The organism is Pantoea cypripedii, assembly GCF_002095535.1.
Taxonomy (GTDB): Bacteria; Pseudomonadota; Gammaproteobacteria; order Enterobacterales; family Enterobacteriaceae; genus Pantoea; species Pantoea cypripedii.
Genome location: NZ_MLJI01000002.1, coordinates 1,052,706 through 1,069,681, shown reverse-complemented (window position 1 = coordinate 1,069,681; position 16,976 = coordinate 1,052,706). Strand labels below are relative to the sequence as shown.

15 protein-coding genes are annotated in these 16,976 nt (G+C 47.1%); 9 read left to right on the top strand and 6 right to left on the bottom strand.

Annotated features, from left to right (window positions below; all coding sequences use genetic code 11):
- Window positions 1–44: 44 nt before the first annotated feature.
- From HA50_RS26200 to HA50_RS26185, 4 genes are read right to left on the bottom strand one after another with little or no spacing between them, the layout of a single operon-like run.
- Window positions 45–1,577: an ABC transporter substrate-binding protein gene (locus HA50_RS26200; protein WP_084879707.1), complete on the bottom strand. Its 1,533-nt coding sequence runs from the start codon at window positions 1,575–1,577 to the stop codon at window positions 45–47.
- Window positions 1,574–3,385, bottom strand: coding sequence for an ABC transporter ATP-binding protein (locus HA50_RS26195; protein ID WP_084879706.1), 1,812 nt, complete (start codon window positions 3,383–3,385; stop codon window positions 1,574–1,576). The genes HA50_RS26200 and HA50_RS26195 overlap by 4 nt, the downstream gene beginning before the upstream one ends.
- Window positions 3,385–4,242, bottom strand: coding sequence for an ABC transporter permease (locus HA50_RS26190; protein WP_158087446.1), 858 nt, complete (start codon window positions 4,240–4,242; stop codon window positions 3,385–3,387). The genes HA50_RS26195 and HA50_RS26190 overlap by 1 nt, the downstream gene beginning before the upstream one ends.
- The gene (locus tag HA50_RS26185; RefSeq protein ID WP_244193707.1) at window positions 4,242–5,204 is read right to left on the bottom strand and encodes an ABC transporter permease; all 963 of its coding nucleotides are present in this window, start codon (window positions 5,202–5,204) and stop codon (window positions 4,242–4,244) included. Before HA50_RS26185 ends, HA50_RS26190 begins: the two co-directional genes overlap by 1 nt.
- Window positions 5,205–5,692: 488 nt before the next feature.
- Here HA50_RS26185 and HA50_RS26180 point away from each other — a divergent pair, with 488 nt between their 5' ends.
- The 6 genes from HA50_RS26180 to HA50_RS26155 are packed head-to-tail and all read left to right on the top strand — an operon-like array spanning window position 5,693 to window position 11,349.
- On the top strand, window positions 5,693–6,421 hold the full coding sequence (locus HA50_RS26180; protein ID WP_084879703.1) for an outer membrane protein OmpK: 729 nt from the start codon (window positions 5,693–5,695) through the stop codon (window positions 6,419–6,421).
- 37 nt (window positions 6,422–6,458) lie between these two features.
- Window positions 6,459–7,718 carry an MFS transporter gene (locus HA50_RS26175; RefSeq protein WP_084879702.1) on the top strand — a complete coding sequence of 420 codons (1,260 nt, stop codon included), beginning with the start codon at window positions 6,459–6,461 and terminating at the stop codon, window positions 7,716–7,718.
- Window positions 7,719–7,754: 36 nt separating this feature from the next.
- Window positions 7,755–8,837 (top strand): LLM class flavin-dependent oxidoreductase, encoded by a 1,083-nt coding sequence (locus HA50_RS26170; RefSeq protein ID WP_084879701.1) that lies wholly within the window; start codon window positions 7,755–7,757, stop codon window positions 8,835–8,837.
- Entirely contained in the window at window positions 8,834–9,484 is a 651-nt protein-coding gene (locus HA50_RS26165; RefSeq protein WP_084879700.1) for a cysteine hydrolase family protein, read from the top strand. The genes HA50_RS26170 and HA50_RS26165 overlap by 4 nt, the downstream gene beginning before the upstream one ends.
- On the top strand, window positions 9,481–10,797 hold the full coding sequence (locus tag HA50_RS26160; protein ID WP_084879699.1) for a zinc-binding metallopeptidase family protein: 1,317 nt from the start codon (window positions 9,481–9,483) through the stop codon (window positions 10,795–10,797). The genes HA50_RS26165 and HA50_RS26160 overlap by 4 nt, the downstream gene beginning before the upstream one ends.
- A 30-nt stretch (window positions 10,798–10,827) precedes the next feature.
- Entirely contained in the window at window positions 10,828–11,349 is a 522-nt protein-coding gene (locus tag HA50_RS26155; RefSeq protein ID WP_084879698.1) for a flavin reductase family protein, read from the top strand.
- A 32-nt stretch (window positions 11,350–11,381) separates the two neighbouring features.
- On the opposite strand, the gene HA50_RS26150 is transcribed toward HA50_RS26155, so the two are convergent.
- On the bottom strand, window positions 11,382–12,353 hold the full coding sequence (locus tag HA50_RS26150; RefSeq protein ID WP_084879697.1) for a helix-turn-helix domain-containing protein: 972 nt from the start codon (window positions 12,351–12,353) through the stop codon (window positions 11,382–11,384).
- 185 nt (window positions 12,354–12,538) lie between these two features.
- Complete coding sequence (locus HA50_RS26145; RefSeq protein ID WP_084879696.1) at window positions 12,539–13,438, bottom strand: LysR family transcriptional regulator; 900 nt, start codon at window positions 13,436–13,438, stop codon at window positions 12,539–12,541.
- Window positions 13,439–13,674: 236 nt separating this feature from the next.
- On the opposite strand from HA50_RS26145, the gene HA50_RS26140 reads away from it, so the two are divergent.
- The 3 genes from HA50_RS26140 (at window position 13,675) to HA50_RS26130 (ending at window position 16,942) form a co-directional block, all read left to right on the top strand.
- Window positions 13,675–15,081, top strand: a complete 1,407-nt coding sequence (locus HA50_RS26140; RefSeq protein ID WP_084879695.1) for an MFS transporter — start codon at window positions 13,675–13,677, stop codon at window positions 15,079–15,081.
- Window positions 15,082–15,332: 251 nt separating this feature from the next.
- Complete coding sequence (locus HA50_RS26135; RefSeq protein ID WP_084879694.1) at window positions 15,333–16,097, top strand: SDR family oxidoreductase; 765 nt, start codon at window positions 15,333–15,335, stop codon at window positions 16,095–16,097.
- A gap of 14 nt (window positions 16,098–16,111) precedes the next feature.
- Window positions 16,112–16,942 (top strand): SDR family oxidoreductase, encoded by an 831-nt coding sequence (locus HA50_RS26130; protein WP_084879693.1) that lies wholly within the window; start codon window positions 16,112–16,114, stop codon window positions 16,940–16,942.
- The last annotated feature ends 34 nt before the right edge of the window (window positions 16,943–16,976 follow it).

Sequence of the window (16,976 nt, the reverse complement as noted above, 5' to 3'; positions counted from 1 at the left end):
CCCTGAGCTGAAACCCGCTCAGGGGCTTTTTTGCCAGTTCTCTGTTAAATCCCCGCCTTACGTATGTGATAAGGCGCAAGAATGCCCCCTGGATTAGGAGGAATAAACAGGTCATTTTTTGCGACCAGTACGGATATATTCTGCAATAACGGTATCGAATATCCCTGTTCAACCTGCCAGCGATCAAATTTTTTATATGCATCGATGCGTTGCGCATAATTTGTCATTTTATCTAATGCTGCCAGGGGTTGAATCAGATCATCACTCTTCCACAAACCCATACTGACATTTTGATTGAGCAGAAGTCCTGAATAGGTTGCGGGGTCCCCCGCTACGGGATTCCAGCCCTGCAATAAAGGGCCATCGAATTTTTTCTGATTTTGATAATCCGCAATCATCGCTGGCGTCAAAATAACCAATTGCGTTCTGATGCCGATATGATCCCATTGCTGAGAAATCGCTTTAGCAATCTCCAGGTCGTTAGCAAGCGCACCTTTTGTGGTATAGAAATTTAATAACAGCGGCCGTTTGCTGTGATACCCGGCTTCCGCCAGTAGCTTTATCGCCAGCTCAGGATCGTAAGGGAAATTAAACTCAGGGTCATATCCCGCCATACCCTTACCTGCTGGCGTAGCAATGGGTAGCGCCTTGCCCTGAAAAAGCGCTTTTGAAATTAATGGCTTATCAATAGCATGGTGTAATGCCAGTCGGACTCGCTTATCCTGCATCGCCCCCTGATTAACCATCTGCAATAACATTATCCCTGAAGTGGGTTGATAATTTGCCTTGAGATTATTCAGCTTCGCGATTTTATCCGCTTCCCAGGTTGAAAAGTTAAGACTTAAATCCGCTTCACCCGTCTCAAGCATGGCCAGCCGGGTCATTTTATCCGGGGCAATCAGAAAGATGACGCGTTTAAACGCCGGGGGGGATTGCCAATAGTTCTCGTAAGCGTCCAGGATAATATGCATACCCGGCTGTCTTGTCGTCACTTTATAAGGGCCAGAACCCACCGGATGTGCGCGAAAACCATTTTCCCCGACCGCCTGATAATAGCGTTTAGGCAGCAGGTAAGCCGGAATATCAGCCATCATCGCAGGCGCAGTCGCCATCGGCCAGGAGAAGTAAACAATTGCGGAATACGGTGTTGGCGTCTCAATCCGCATGATACCGCCCCAGATCCCCGCGAGCAGCGAATCGGGAAACTTTTTCAAGCGTTCAAAAAATGAAAAATGAAAATCTTCTGAGGTCAGAGGTTGACCGTTATGAAACACCACCCCTTCCTGAAACACCAGTTGCAGAATTTGATTGTTATCATCAAGCCAGGCATAGCTTTTAACGATGCCCGGTGACAACGCCAGTTCTGATGAAATGTTTAACGGTTGGTCATAAACACACTTCAAAATTGCCGACTGGAGAGGGTTCGTTTGATTTGGCTCCCAACTAACAATATCGGTTGGATAGGCGATCGTTAGCGTGTCTTTTACCGATAAAGCAGAAGCAGACAACATCCTGAAAGGATCGGCAAAACTTAGCGCACTGAGCATCATAAAACGACGACGGGATAAGGAAATCATGCCATCGTACTCCCGGTATGACTGTTCTTAATCAGCTCCTGGGTTAACAGGCTTTCTGGCTCATGCAGTACCTGCTTTGTGTTACCCTGCTCCGCGATAAACCCTTTATGCAGCACAATCACTTTACTACATAAATAATTTACAACATTAAGATCATGTGAAATCAATAATAAGGCGAACTTTTGTTTCTTACGCAACGCCAGAAGTAAATTAAGAATTCGCGCCTGAATAGAAACATCCAGCCCGGAAACAATTTCATCGGCAATCAGCAATTGTGGCATCGTGCAAAGCGCACGCCCAATATTTACCCGCTGACGTTGTCCACCAGAAAGCTGCTGGGGATATTTATCCAGCAACTTGTGTGATAATCCAACCAGATCAGCTAACTCTTCAGCTCGTTGTTTACGTTCACTGCGCAGAAAGGGTTTGTTTTCCATTCCCTGCGTCAAAATATTAGCCACATTACGATGGGGATTCAGTGCCTGGGCGTTATTTTGGAAAATCAGCTGGATACTGTCCGACATACTGCGCCCGGTTTTTGGCAGAACCTTGCCATTGAGCAAAATCCGCCCCTGAGTCGGTGATTCCAACCCCATCATCAAACGCGCCAGGGTTGATTTACCACTGCCGCTTTCACCGAGTAAACCAATAAACTCACCAGGCGAAACAGTAAAATTAACATCGGAAAGTACCGGCTTTATGACATTACGCCACCCTTTCCGCTCGACATATTCTTTACCCATTCCTTCCACGCGCAAAAAAGGGATTGAATGCCCGGAGAATTGATGCGGTGATAATTGGGGAGCGGCATCGACAGCAGCAGCGACAACAGGCAATTGGGCACTAAAGTGACATTTTATCTCTTTATTCCGTGGCAATGGCTGTGTGAGACAACGGGGTTGCTGGCAGTCACAGCGTGGGGCAAATCGACACAGAGACTCAGCGTTTAGTGCTTCAAGGGTTGGCATGTTTCCGGGGATGCCAGCAATATATTGCCAGTCCGGATTCAGTGAAGGTCTGGCCTTTATCAGTGCGCGAGTATAAGGATGGGCGGGATGATTCATTACATCGCTGGCTGTGCCAGTTTCGATAATCTCGCCCGCATACATAACCATTAATTGATGGCAATGCTGGGTAGCGAAGGCCAGATCATGCGTGACGAATAAAATGCTGGTGCCATAGCGCGCCTGCATTTTTGCAATCATCGTAATCACATGCTGCTGGTTGATAACATCCAGAGCTGTCATTATTTCATCACAAATAACCAATCTGGGCTCAGTGACGAATGCTAAAGCAATCAGAATACGCTGCGCCATTCCCCCGGATAACTGATGGGGATAGCAGGATAATAACTCCTCGGGGTGCGATAAGTTAACCGCGCTCAGTATATCAATGGCTTTCTCACGAATTGCAACCGCCGGGAGCCGGAGTAAACTCAATTGCTCGTGAAAATGGCGCATAACGGTATGTATCGGATTTAAAGCATTCATTGGATCCTGAGGAATGAAGGTCACCTCACTGCCTAATTTCAGACGATTACCTGCGGGCACGTCGTCAGGGAAGAATCGTATCGCATCCTGATTGCCCACAAAACCGGGTGGAAGCTGATTGACCAGTGTTTTCAATAACAAACTCTTGCCCGCACCTGATTCTCCGACCAGGCCGAGAATTTCTCCCTGATGCAGCTTGAAGTTAATATTATGGAGTGCCTGCAACCGCTGACCATTTCGTTGCAGGGCAACATTCAGGTCATTCACATGCAGGGCAATTGGCTTAATATTTACCAGACCCACAGTCGCAGTGTTCATTATTGTTCCTTATGCGGGATAACATTTCTGGTCATCCCATCATTGAAGGTCATACAAATAAGTACAAAAAATACAATGCAGAGTGCAGGTTGTAATAGCAGCCAGGGACTGGCATATGCATAATCCATCCCATGCGCAATCATCGCCCCCCAGGAGGGTTGCGCAGGGTCAACTGAAACGCCAACGAAAGAGAGTGTGCTTTCAATTAATACGGATATGGCCATCTCCGTACTAAATAACATAATAATGCCTGGAATTAACGAGGGTATAATATCACGAAGGATTATGCTGAGTTGCGAAGCTCCCATTAACTTCGCCACATAGATAAACTCTCTGGATTTCAATTCTGAGACTTCGGCATGGATAACACGGCAAAAACGGGTCCAGTCCACCAGCACGATCGCTATGACAACACTGAGCAGACCCGGAGAGAAAGTGACAACCAGAAGAAGTGCCAAAATCACCGCCGGAAACGTCATCCAAAACTCCACCAGCAGCAGAATTCCCTTTTCAATCAATCCTCCCATGTAGCCCGCCACAATGCCTAATCCGATGCCCATCACCGCGCAGCCACTGGCCGCTCCCAAAGCAATCAGGATTGCAGTTCGTGTTCCATAGATTAATTGGGCAAGGATATTTTCACCCAACGCGGTGGTGCCTAGCGGGTATTGAAAGCTGCCACCCGTTTGCCAGACAGGGGGAAGTAACACCGCGTTCAGATTTTGTGTATTTGGGTCCTGCTGAATCAATATTGGCGCAAGGAATCCCAACAATAAAATGAAAGAACCCGCCAGCAGCGAACAACGCAGACGCCAGTTTGGCGCAGAGGCAGTTACGGGGGATTTGCTTTTGAACATTATACATTTCCCCTGCGGCGCGGATCGACCAGGTACATGCATGTGCCGGTAATGAGCTGGATCGATATCACTAATAATATGTAGCATAATGCAATGCCCTCAATCAGCGGCAGATCCTGATTACCTAACGCCTTAATCATCAGCATTCCCAAGCCTGGGAGGCCAAATAATGTCTCCACCAGTAACGTTCCTCCCACGAGCATACTCGCCTGATTGGATAACAAAGACAAAGCGCCCGCCAGGGTGTTGGGAATGGCCTGGCTTATCAACAACTGAAACGCTGTCTGCCCACGCAGCTGTGCATAATAAATGAAGTCCCTTTGATAAATACGTGTTAACTGGTTAAACAGATTTTTCATCTGAAGTGGTGTAATACCCATAATCAATGCCATTGCAGGCAACAATAAATGCGCAGCCAGGCTTAACCATGCCGATGGTCCACCAAGGATTATTGCAACGAAAAGCCCGTGTTTATCATTCAATGTTAAGTCAGTTGCAGGATCAATTAAGCCAAATGTCGGGAGCAGATGAAAACTGATGCCAAAAATGAACACCAATAGGATTGACCAAAGGAAATCAGGAATGCAAAGAAACAAATTATTTAAATGATCGACCCACTCTGACAGCCGATTTCCGCGATAATAAAATGCCAGAATGGCAAAAAAAAATGCCAGAGCAACGCTAACAATCAATGTGATAGTGATCAAAGTGAATGTCACTGGCACAGCGTGTAAAATCAACGCAGTGACCTGTTCGCCGCTGACATAAGACATCCCTGCGTTGCCATGCAACAATGCGTCAACCCAATAGAGATATTGTTTCCAAATCGGCAGATCAAGACCTAACCGATGTTTTATGTGCAAAATGTCAGCCGGTGTAGACATGGGTGACATTAGCAAACCCGTTGGGTCAAGTGGTGCCAGTCTGAGGAAAAAAAAGATGAATGCAGTGACAACAAGCATAAGGAAAAGATATTTTACACACAGATTAAAGCAAGATCTGAATCTAAATACCATGGACTTCGGCATAATATTGGCCACATTCATCAATAAGAGATTGATATGATAATCGGTACCTGACATTCGTTATATAATCATATCCCTCTGCTACGAACAACAGCATCTGCGACATATTTCTGAGCAAACTAACAACCTTCGCGGCACAAGTACAGTCAAGATTTCGTGCGTGATTTTCCAACTTTATTTTCAACTCCTGCCCTATACTCGGCCACAGGTTAATCCGGAAGACTTTTATCTTCGGTTAGCCATAGCCGGGCTGTGAGAAGAGCATTAATGAAGAACAAAAAACAGGCAGAGTGAAAATTAAAACATTGTTAGTTAGTTAACCGTGATTCCCTTTGCAAGAAGATTTCAATTCACAGATAACAGGAATTAATATTTTGAAGATACAGTATAAGTTATTGTTTTTATGTGTGGCGACATGTTTGACGATGTCTTATGCACAGGCAAAACCTTTTGTTAATTTCCAATCTCTGGACACCTCCCTTTACGCCTTCAGTGGTAATAAAGTCGACCCTTATAAAACGGTCTCCCCCGTTGTTGAAGCATGGGGTGACTACAGTATTGGTGACATGTATGTCTATGGAATATGGCAGCGTTCACTGCAAGGCGATTATGTTGGGGATACCAGCACCTATTATTACAAAGCGGTTCCAAGACTGAGTCTGGCAAAGAATCTTAATAAGGACATCTCCTGGGGCATTTTTAAAGATGCCTCAGCCGCGCTCTGGGTTTCACGCACTAAGGGATATAGCAACAGTTACTTCCCTGGCATTGCGCTTGACTGGCAGATTCCAGGTTTTTCCTGGTTACGTACCATTTATTATTTCGAACATAATCCGCACAAAGGCTGGGATGATCGCCGTCTGCATATTGATTACGGATATCCGTTCACAACATCAATCGGTGATTTCCGTGTAGTGGGGACGTTCGATATGACGTTCGGTCAGGGTGATAATCCAGTGATGCTCGATTTCAAACCTGAAATACATTACGACCTTGGTCAGGCATTAGGATACCAGCCTGGCCATTTATGGGTCGGTGCAGTGATTGAACCCATTAAGAACAAATATAAAATAGAAGATACGCCTTACTACAGAACGAATCAGTTTAGTTATGGTTTGATGATTCGTTATAGCTTCTCCTATTTCGCACACTAACCATTATCGACAGGTAACATTCAAAAGGAACAAACCAATGAATGATGACATCGGCAAGGTCTATTGTTGGTCAATGCTCGTTATTTTCAGCTTACTGTTTTTTATTATTACAGCATCAACATTCACATCGTTAGGGGTTGTCCTTCCTGCCATGGTGCAGGAGTTTAACTGGAGTTGGGCAAGCGCAGGCTTAGGGTTTACTTTACTCGGGCTAGCCTGTGGTCTTTCCAGTTACTTACCCGCGATGATTATTCGTCGCTTTGGTGTAAGGGCGACGTTAGTATTAGGATGCATTATCCTGGCCGCAGGTTTTAGCTGCCTGTATTCTCTTCACACTTTAAATATCTATTTCCTGGGAACGGTATTATTAGGCGTTGGATTCAGTTTTGTCGCGACGGTACCTGGCACTTACATTTTGAGCCGACTGTTCGAACGACAAACACTGATCTTTGGCATCTATTTCTTTATTGGCGGCCTTGGTGGCGTTGTCGGCCCCCTGCTTTACTTCCTCTCCGTCAGCGTATGGCATAGCTGGCGCATGCACTGGGCAGTCAGTGGCATCGCCATGGTTGTTATGCTGGTCATTGCTATTGTCATGATTAAGGAAAATGCAGCTGAGCAGGCACACAGTGAACGCATCAACCAACGTACTCAGGGCCATCACGCAGATGATGCGGCAAACTCTCGCGGTGCCTGGTCAGCGAAAGAAGCATTTAAAACATGGCAGTTCTATGTTATCGCCGCTGCCTACACCTCATTCCTGCTTTGTGGCATCACCGTCAATAGCTTCGCCGTTGCGCATATCACTGAGCAGGGATTTTCAGCGACACTTGCTGGCAGCCTTCTCAGTACCCAGGCTTTCATTAATGCATTCTCGCGTGTGGGTGGCGGTATTCTTGGCGAATTTATTCAGGCCAAAAAAATGCTCCTCATCAGCCTGTTCTTCATTATTTTAGGCATGATTGCAATAAGTTACTCCAGTTCATTGTTTATGCTCACATTATTCACCATCGGCATCGGTGTCGGGTATGGCATGACATTTCTATCCAGTAGCGTATTGCTAACTGAATATTTTGGACGTCAGCCTTATCTGGAATTATTTTCAGTGATGAACCTGATTTCTACAGTGGCATGTTTTGGCCCTCTGGTCGCGGGTATGATTAAGGATGCTGAAGGCAGTTTCTCCACTGCATTTTTAATTTATACCGCGGTTCCCTTTGCCATTTTCCTGCTGACCATTCCGATGAGAAGACCGACACGGATTAAGCAAGAGCATAAAAAACTGGCTTCCCAATAATCATTTTTTATAACCAAACAATATGCAGGAGATCACATGTCACATTCAGAGAAGAAAATTGAATTCGGTGTTTTTTTGCCGATTGCTAATGGTGGATGGATCATTTCAAAAAACACCCCTCCATTGACGGCATCCTACGAACAGAACCGCCAGGCCGCGATCATTGCCGACCAGATTGGGCTGGACTTCATTATGTCGATGGGCAAATGGCGGGGTTTTGGCGGTGAAACGGATCACTGGGGCACATCCCTTGAATCAGTCACCATGATGGCGGGTCTGGCCGAATGTACCTCGCATGCGAAGCTAATCGCCACCATGCATGCGGGATTACACAATCCCGCAGTGACTGCGAAGATGATCAGCACCCTCGATCAAATCAGTAAAGGTCGCGCAGGGTTGAATATTGTTTCAGGTTCATTCAAAGACGAATTTAAGCAGATGGGAGCCTGGGATGCATCGCTCTCACACGATGACCGTTATGATATGACACAGGAATGGACCACGGCGATTAAACGGTTGTGGTCGGAACCTGAGGTGACGATGGAGGGACGATATTTCCAGCTTGAATCCTGTGTTTCTAATCCAAAACCCGTTTCTTCCCCACGGCCCTATTTAATCTGTGCGGGCCAATCAGAGAAGGGAATGACGTTTACGGTAAAAAATGCTGATGCTTGTTTTATTGGTGGTAAAGATGAGTCTGAAACAAAAAAACTGAGTCAGATGGCACGCCAGATAGCCTTGCAGAATAAAAGCGAAATTAAAGTTTTTTGCATGTGTACCGTGATCATCGCGGATACCGATGAAGAGGCACAATCCCTGGCGCAATATTATCGCGACGGACTCGATATAGGTGCTGTTGAGGGCATGATGCGCAGCTTTGGCGTGGATATTGAAAGTGCAAAAAGTATGTTTGAACGCGCCAGCAATGCCTTTATGAGCCATACCGCAATTGGCAGTGCGCAAACCTGCCAGCAACAAATCGAGTCGCTTATTCGGGATTGTGATCTCGATGGTGTGATGCTGATTTTCCCGGATTATGTCGAAGGTCTTACCCGATTTGGTCGTGATATTTATCAGCCTCTGAAAGCATCACTTGCATTACCTAAAGGAACGTTATGAGTGAACAACTAAAAGACTGGTTGGACCCGGAACGCAGCGCCCTATGCATTGTGGATTTACAGTTTGACTTTGCCAGTGAGGACGGCCAGTGTGCAAAATACAATATGAATATGGCGAGTGTAAACGCCGCCATTATCAATATGAAGCGTTTATATTCCTCTGCAAGAGATAATAATATCCAGGTTTATTTTATCGGCCTTAAAACACATCCGGATACGGATTCTGAAGCCTGGAAGAACTTTATGTTGCGCAAAGGTTTTGATCCGGATGAGCTCTATGCAATCTGCCGTGATAACAGCAAAGGGTCAGAGTTTTATGAAATCCTGCCTCAGCAGGGGGACCATATTATTCACAAACCTAAGTACAGTGCATTTTATGAAACTGACTTCGCTGAGAGATTAAAGAAACAGAATATTGACACCCTGTTAGTTTGTGGATTAACCACCGAATGCTGCGTTGACTCCACCATTCGGGATGCCTACCACCGGGATTTTTCAGTATTTATCATCGGTGATGCATGTGCCGCCTATCGGCAGGATTTTCATGACGTCAGCCTGGAAATTCTTGAGGAAAGTTTTGCGATAAATGTCGCAACAGATGAAACGATTGACGCATTTCATCTTCTGGGGACGCGGAGGCTGCGATGATTGAGGATATTCTAAAACAGAATTATTCTGAGGTTCATAAAACCAGTGAAGAAGAATTATTAGCCATTCAGCAGGCCATTGATTCACAGGAATTAACCGACCTTGCTTTAACATTAAGTAATATACCAAGCCGTTCGGGCCACGAACTTGAAGCGGCAAATTTCGTCTATCAGTGGTGTCTTGAGCAGGGGTTTTCTGCGCGAAAAATCGCGCTGGATCCCGCCAGACCTAATATTGTGGCCGAATATGGCGGTGATGGCGCAGGGGCTAATCTGCTGTTCAACGCGCATCTGGATACAGAGAGCCCGCTGTATGACAACCTGCTGGATAATGACAAGTTCACAGCGGAAACACTGGCACAGCCGGAGTGGCAACAATGCTGGCTTGAGGACGGTCATTTTCATGGCTACGCATTAACCAATGACCGCGGCCCGATGAGTTGTTTTTTGATGGCCGCGAAGGCCCTGAAAAAAGCCGGGATAAAACTCGCTGGCAAAGTGTATCTGACGGCCTCACCTGGCGAAATTGGCCCTGAACCTGTCGAATCATGTTCTGGGATTGAATTTCTGGGTAAAGAGTTAGGCACACATTTTTTGTTTAATCATGGTGGTGTTTGCCCGGATTATGCCGTGGTGGCAGAAGGCACAGATTTTGGCGTGACCTGGCAAGCCAGCGGCTATGCATTATTCCGAATCACCCTTTATGGCGAAGGTGTTTTTACTCCAGCCCTTTTCCATGAGGGTGAATCCAGTACCCATCCAAATCCACTGCACCGTATCGGTATACTCACCGAAGCATTGCATGAATGGTGTCAGGCTTATGAGCGCGACTTCCGCGTAGAAACGCCTGGGGGTGTTTCAGTGGGTAAAGCGCAGATTGATTCTATCCGGGGGGGCGTGCCTCATACTTTCGGTGCAGGGACTGAGATCTGCCATATTTATCTGGATGTCGTACTGCCTCCTGGTGTTAAAGCCAGTGTGATTGAAAGATCCCTGAAGGCGCTTTTACTTGAGCGCTCGCCCGGACGTTTTTCCTTATATCCCAGTGTGGTAAGGCATGGCTTTTGTGCTGATGAGCAGGTTTATCCGCTTGTTCATGCGCTTGGCGCGTCCGTTCAACAGGTTCAGGGTCAACCGCTCAAGCTGGCACATTCTGTTTATTCAAGCATGTGGCGGGATCATAACGTCTTCAATATGAATGACATTCCAGCAGTGACATTTGGCTTCCCTCGGCAGTCACCCACGCCAGAGGATTTGCGCCAATGCACCTTGATTTACGCACTGTCTATGCTGGCCATCTGCGGACGAGCCTAATATTTTCAATCAATTATTTCAGGTAATTATATGAGCCCAGATTCACAGCTCGCCATGGCAACGCCGGGTATCGCGGATACCAGCCCTGATATCTCACCGCAACAGTGGCGTGCGGGTATGGCGCAATTTGCCAGTGGTGTCACCGTCATCACAACGCTTGATTCACAAGGTATGCCAACCGGGACCACCGTCAGTGCCTTTTGCTCGCTTTCCCTCAACCCGATGTTATTACTCGTGAGTCTGGACAAGCGTAGCAACACCCTTAGTAGCCTGCTGACACAAGGGGTATTTGCCGTAAATATCCTTTCCCAGCCACAGCAATCTGTCGCCTTTCAATGTGGGTCACGGGATAAAGGAAAGTTTAGCCAAATACCTCATACTATGAGCAGGTACGGACTCCCGTTGATCGACGGATGTATTGCCCATATTGAATGTAAAGTTCACCAAAGTATTGAGGGAGGTGACCATAATATTATTATCGGTGAACCATTATCTCTGGTGTCCTACCCTGACGTTTCTCCTATGATTTATCATCAGGGAAGATTTATTTAACCGCTATCTGCGACGCCTGTCATTCGCAGGCGTCAATCAATTTTCCTGGCTTGTTCCCGGTACACCCGAGGGGAAACGCCAATTTTCTGACTAAAAACGCGACTAAAATAAGCGATATCGCTAAATCCCCAGCGAAAGCAAATCTCTGATATTGATAGCCCTCTATAGTTAGGATTCGCTAAGTCCCTTTTACAAAGATCGATTCGTCTTTCCCTGACATAGTTGCTGAATTTAAGGCCCGCCTCCTGAAAAATTTTCTGAATATAGCGTTCTGAAACATTATTAAGCAGGCCAAGTTTCCCCAGGCTTAAGCTTTCATCGCTGATATGTTGCTCGATAGAATCACAAAGACGTTGAAATGCATGCGCGTTTGCATAGTTACTGAAATTATTTAACGAGATATGTTCTGCCAGGCTGGTAAGAAACAGCTCAGTCAACGCGCTATCCAGTGAGCGGAAGGAGGAAGGTGTCAGATGTTCCATTTCATTACTCACCGCCTCCAGAAACGCGTAAAGCAATCTGCTGACACCATTTTCTGATCGCAGTACCCCTGCTCTGATTGATAACGGATTCACCAGACGCTTATAAAAAGCGGTATTGGGGATCTCAATAGTCAGAATTTTAAAATCTGTTCCCATTTCCAGGCAAATATGGTCAATATTACTGCATGATCCATACAGTATACTGCCTATACTGAAATCGAGGTGATCACGATTAATCTCCAGAAGAGATTCACCCTTAATCAAAATGGCGAGCCAAAGGCTTTCAGATGCAGAGGGATAGTTACCCGTCAATGTTTGCGGCGATCCTGCCAGATTAACAAAATCAACCCCCATATGGCTTTTAAAGTAGGTAATCTCTCCGCTGAGACTTTTCTCTTCTGAATATTGCGCCGCAAGAAATATTTTCTGCATTGCCATCTTCCAGACATCACTTTTTCTCTCTGCCGGGAAATCTTTCGTATCTACTCGCCAATGATTTTCTTCCAGACGCTGCTTTATCATATCACTGCCCTTTTCATGAACTCTTTTAAACAGCAATATTTATGCCATTCTCACCGGGTTTTAAGGCAGGCTTAATACCCGTTGAGAAAGAGATTCAATAAAGGGCATTCTCACACAATTCTCTGATCACACTGCACTGCTAACGTGTTTTCTCGCAACATCATGGTGCATATCATTTTGAGCGATTAGCTCTGACAAGCCTCTTTCATCATGTCAATAAACAACCTGAATCCGAGAGTTAATTCTTTCCGCCCTGAATAGTAGAGCGTATAACCTGGGAAGTTTGGGCACCAGTCTTCAAGTACCCGAACGTACTTTCCTGCGTTGATTTCGTCGATAACATAATGCTCAGGAATACAACAAATCCACTTTCCTGATCCCACCGCCTTCAGCATGATGTCGATATCATTAACGGTGAAATTCCCGTCAATCCGGTGTTTATATTTACTATCCTGCTTTTCAAACTCCCAACCATAAATGCGCCCGGTTGAGTCGCGGCGATAGGCCAGGCACCGGTGATCTTTTAAGTCACCGGGCTCACGGGGGATTTGTTTGTCGATAAAGTAATCAGGCGTCGCCACAATAGCCATACGCAGGTCACCCCCTAACGGAATCGCCACCATATCCTTTTCAACCTGCTCACGTAAGGCAATGCCCGCGTCGAACCGCTCATCAATAATGTTCTTCAGGGAGGCATTGATATCAATTTCAAACGAAACTTCAGGGTGGTTTTGCAGCATAGCGCTCACCACCGGCAGTACATACTTTTCCGTCGGGTATTTGGGTGCCGTGATTCTAATTAACCCTGAAGGTCGTTCACGTAGCTGATCCAGCGAAATCAGTTCATCGGCGATTGCATTTAATGCCGGTCTTAAGGTGCTAAGCAGCTTCTCTCCTGCCTGGGTCGGTGAGACGCTTCGGGTGGTACGGTTGAGCAGTTTAACCCCTAAACGCCCTTCTAATCTGTTGAGGGTATAACTTAAGGCTGATTGCGACAGACCCAGTTTGATCGCCGCTTTGGAAAAGTTTTGCTCATCGGCTATCAGTGCAAACACACTGAGGTCAGCCAAATCATCTTTAAACATGTTTTCAAATCATGGAATTTTAGATATCGCTATGATGACATCATCACTGGTTGAAGTGATTCATAGGGCCTATGAATCAGATTCATAAGCGTTCACTGGCAGTGATTAATAAAAAGCCGCAACGTCATTTATGAATGTGGGTTATAAGGGAATGCATAATTATCGGACTAATTTCTGCGGGGGTAAATCCGTATAATTTTCTCAATCCCTCAGCGATTCGGAAACGAGAATTAATAATGCCCGCTCAGCAAACACTTGTTCGCCATCATGAAAAGCACCCCACTATCATTTTAAGCCTGATCCTCATCAGTTATATGATGATAGTTATTGATAACTCGGTGGTAATAACCGGACTCCCAAAAATCCATCAGGAGCTTTCTTTCAGTCTTGCAGGTCTGTCCTGGATTTCCAGCGCTTATGCACTGACGTTTGGCGGTTTGCTGTTGCTTAGCGCGAAAGCAGGCGATCTCTTTGGCCGCAAAAGAATGCTGAATATCGGGTTAACCATTTTTACTCTGGCTTCGCTGGCGATCAGCCTCGCTCCTGACGCTGCATTTCTGGTTATCGCCCGCGCAATTCAGGGGGTTGGCGCGGCAATCCTCGCCCCCTCAACCTTAGCCATTCTGCAAATCACCTTTCCGGCAGGTCCAGCCAGAACCCGTGCGATTTCACTCTATGCAGCCGCCGGAGGGTTATCCGCCAGCGTGGGTCTGGTTATCGGGGGAGTCTTAGCCGAACTGGTATCCTGGAGAGCGGGGTTTATGGTTAATGTCCCGATTGGCATCGTCTTGATTTTCGCCGCTTCCCGCTATATCGAGGAAACCGATAAACAAAGTGGCAAGGCGGATATCCCCGGATCCATCTTATCGTCTCTGGGCATGACCGGGATTGTTTATGGCACCGTCTCCTCCGGTACGCTGGGCTGGGGTTCTTTAGTTACCCAGCTTTCTTTTCTGATGGGCAGTTTATTACTTGTTTTGTTCATCCTGATTGAGCGCAAAGTTGATGAGCCGGTAATGCCACTGCATCTGTTCAAAAGTGCCGAACGTTCGGGCGCGTATGCCGCACGTCTGCTTTATATCGGTGCTGCCATGGGCTTTTTTTTCTACAGCACGCAATTTATGCAGGGCGTCTTACATTATTCTCCCATTCAGGCAGGGTTGGCTTTCTTGCCTGCAATGCTGACCAATTTCGTTGTGGCGCTGAATGTACCTAAACTGGTTCAACGCATGGGAAGCCGCCGCATATTAATTCTGAGTTTGCTGTTTGCCCTGATCGGTATGTTGATGCTTAGCCGTCTGGATGCGTCTTCGACCTTTATTCGCGGTCTGTTGCTACCCACAATCCTCATCGGCATCGGTATTGGCGGAGCCATGGGTCCATTGACCACATCCGGTATTAATGGCGTCGCACCAAAGGATGCAGGTGCGGCATCCGGCATCGTGAATGTTGCCCATCAAATCGGCGGAGCACTGGGTCTTAGCGTGTTGGTGGCTGCTGCGGAAGCAGGTGGCGAGAATCTGGCTGCGGTCCCCTTATTAATACATCAGACCGGTAAGGCATTCACCGCCGGTGCGGTGCTGATCGCTTTCTCTTTGCTGCTGGTATTAACGGTGATGGGGCGGACAAAAAAGCCTGATTAACATCATTATTGTCGTCAGACAGGACTCATGAATGCCAATACTGGCATTCATGAGCAAAATTCATAGAGTTTTGCGGATTACATGTAAAGTAATTTTGTTCATTAGCCGCTATATTAACCTCATTCGAAAAAAACAATATTACTTTATTAGTTATTGGCCTCTTGCCATTAATTAATCACATCTGAAATTTAAGCGTAAATATTTAATCCAGCTTAATGACATGGCTCTTAATATATAAACGAGGAACCTTTATGAGTCTGGTACTTATCATTGGTGCAACGGGTTCCGTTGGCCGTCATGTCGTCAGTGAAGCACTGAATAACGGACACAGGGCCCGAGTGCTGACACGTAAAAACGCGGATATCCGTAAATTCCCTGCTGATATTGAACAGGTGACAGGCGACCTGACTGATATCAACTCGCTGTACCTGGCAGTAAAAGACGTGGACGCTATCATTTTTACTCATGGTACCCATGGCTATGAGCAACAGGGTTTTGAGCAGGTCGATTACGGTGGGGTCAGAAATGTTATTCAGGCCCTGGGCGGACGTCCGGTGCACATCGCGCTGATGACGGCGATTGGTGTCACGGTAAGAAGCACCATGCACGACTGGAAACGCCGGGCAGAACGGCTGGTGCGGGCCAGTAGCTGTCGCTACACCATCGTGCGCCCCGGCTGGTTCGATTACAACGCCGCGAATCAGCTGAAACTGGTCGCCCTCCAGGGGGATAACCGACGTGATGGCAGCCCGAAAGACGGTGTTATTTCCCGTCACCAGATTGCCCAGGTGCTGGTTAACAGCATCAGCTTGCCGGATGCATGGAATAAGACCTTCGAACTGGTGGCCGAAACAGGTCCGGCAACGGAGGATTTCGTCTCGTTTTTCCGCAGTGTCGATCAGGATGGCGATGGCGTCGATGCGATTCATGACCGGGATAACATGCCCATGAATGAAGAACCAGAAAGGGTGGTTTCAGCCATGCATGCAGCCGCCCCCACCCGTATTACACGTTAAATATGAGGTCAGTTATGACAGAGGTTATTGTCGTTATCGGCAGCGGTTCCATTGCGCAGGCTATCGCGCGCCGCGTCAGCGTGGGTAAAAAAATTCTGCTGGCCGATATCCATCTGGATAATGCCAAAGCGGTCGAAGACATCCTGAAAAGAGCCGGGTTTGAGGTAGAGTCCGCCCAGGTCGATGTCAGGTCGCGAGAATCAATCCAGCAATTAGTCGCGGCTTCCACAGCCCTGGGTGATATCAAAGGCGTAATCCTGACGGCGGGACTCTCCCCCTCGCAGGCGAAAGCACAGGATCTGCTGCATGTCGATTTGTACGGCAGCGCCGTAGTATTTGAAGAGTTTGGCAAAGTGATTGCGGCGGGTGGATCTTGCGTGGTGCTGGGATCGCAGTCCAGCCATCGCCTGGATTGTGACGCGATTTCACAGGCAACCGCCGATCAACTGGCCACACTGCCTCCTGAAGAACTGCTGGAACTTCCGTGGGTCAAAGCGATTGATGACAGCCTGTATGCCTATCAGATCTCAAAACGCGGCAATGCGTTGCGAGTGATGTCTGAAGCGGTGAAATGGGGGAAACGCGGTGCGCGTATTAATTGCATCAGCGCAGGCATTATTTTCACCCCACTGGCCTACGACGAGCTGAATAGCGCGGAACGCGGTGATTACTACCGCAATATGTTAGGCAAATCACCGGCAGGACGTGGCGGCACACCGGATGAAATCGGTGCGCTGGCCGAGTTTATGTTTGGTCCTAACGGCGCTTATATGAGCGGCAGCGATGTGTTAATCGATGGCGGTGTCACCGCATCGGTAAAATACGGTGAGTTAAAACCGCAGTAGTGGTGGGATTGATCGCGCATCAGACACCTGATGC

Bases quoted from the DNA above. Each gene is read 5' to 3' on its own strand.
- HA50_RS26135 (WP_084879694.1), top strand. From the start codon at position 15,333: ATGAGTCTGGTACTTATCATTGGTGCAACGGGTTCCGTTGGCCGTCAT.
- HA50_RS26140 (WP_084879695.1), top strand. From the start codon at position 13,675: ATGCCCGCTCAGCAAACACTTGTTCGCCATCATGAAAAGCACCCCACT.
- HA50_RS26150 (WP_084879697.1), bottom strand. From the start codon at position 12,353: ATGATAAAGCAGCGTCTGGAAGAAAATCATTGGCGAGTAGATACGAAA.
- HA50_RS26185 (WP_244193707.1), bottom strand. From the start codon at position 5,204: ATGCTTGTTGTCACTGCATTCATCTTTTTTTTCCTCAGACTGGCACCA.
- HA50_RS26155 (WP_084879698.1), top strand. From the start codon at position 10,828: ATGAGCCCAGATTCACAGCTCGCCATGGCAACGCCGGGTATCGCGGAT.
- HA50_RS26180 (WP_084879703.1), top strand. From the start codon at position 5,693: ATGTCTTATGCACAGGCAAAACCTTTTGTTAATTTCCAATCTCTGGAC.
- HA50_RS26145 (WP_084879696.1), bottom strand. From the start codon at position 13,438: ATGTTTAAAGATGATTTGGCTGACCTCAGTGTGTTTGCACTGATAGCC.
- HA50_RS26170 (WP_084879701.1), top strand. From the start codon at position 7,755: ATGTCACATTCAGAGAAGAAAATTGAATTCGGTGTTTTTTTGCCGATT.
- HA50_RS26195 (WP_084879706.1), bottom strand. From the start codon at position 3,385: ATGAACACTGCGACTGTGGGTCTGGTAAATATTAAGCCAATTGCCCTG.
- HA50_RS26200 (WP_084879707.1), bottom strand. From the start codon at position 1,577: ATGATTTCCTTATCCCGTCGTCGTTTTATGATGCTCAGTGCGCTAAGT.
- HA50_RS26190 (WP_158087446.1), bottom strand. From the start codon at position 4,242: ATGTTCAAAAGCAAATCCCCCGTAACTGCCTCTGCGCCAAACTGGCGT.
- HA50_RS26175 (WP_084879702.1), top strand. From the start codon at position 6,459: ATGAATGATGACATCGGCAAGGTCTATTGTTGGTCAATGCTCGTTATT.
- HA50_RS26165 (WP_084879700.1), top strand. From the start codon at position 8,834: ATGAGTGAACAACTAAAAGACTGGTTGGACCCGGAACGCAGCGCCCTA.
- HA50_RS26130 (WP_084879693.1), top strand. From the start codon at position 16,112: ATGACAGAGGTTATTGTCGTTATCGGCAGCGGTTCCATTGCGCAGGCT.
- HA50_RS26160 (WP_084879699.1), top strand. From the start codon at position 9,481: ATGATTGAGGATATTCTAAAACAGAATTATTCTGAGGTTCATAAAACC.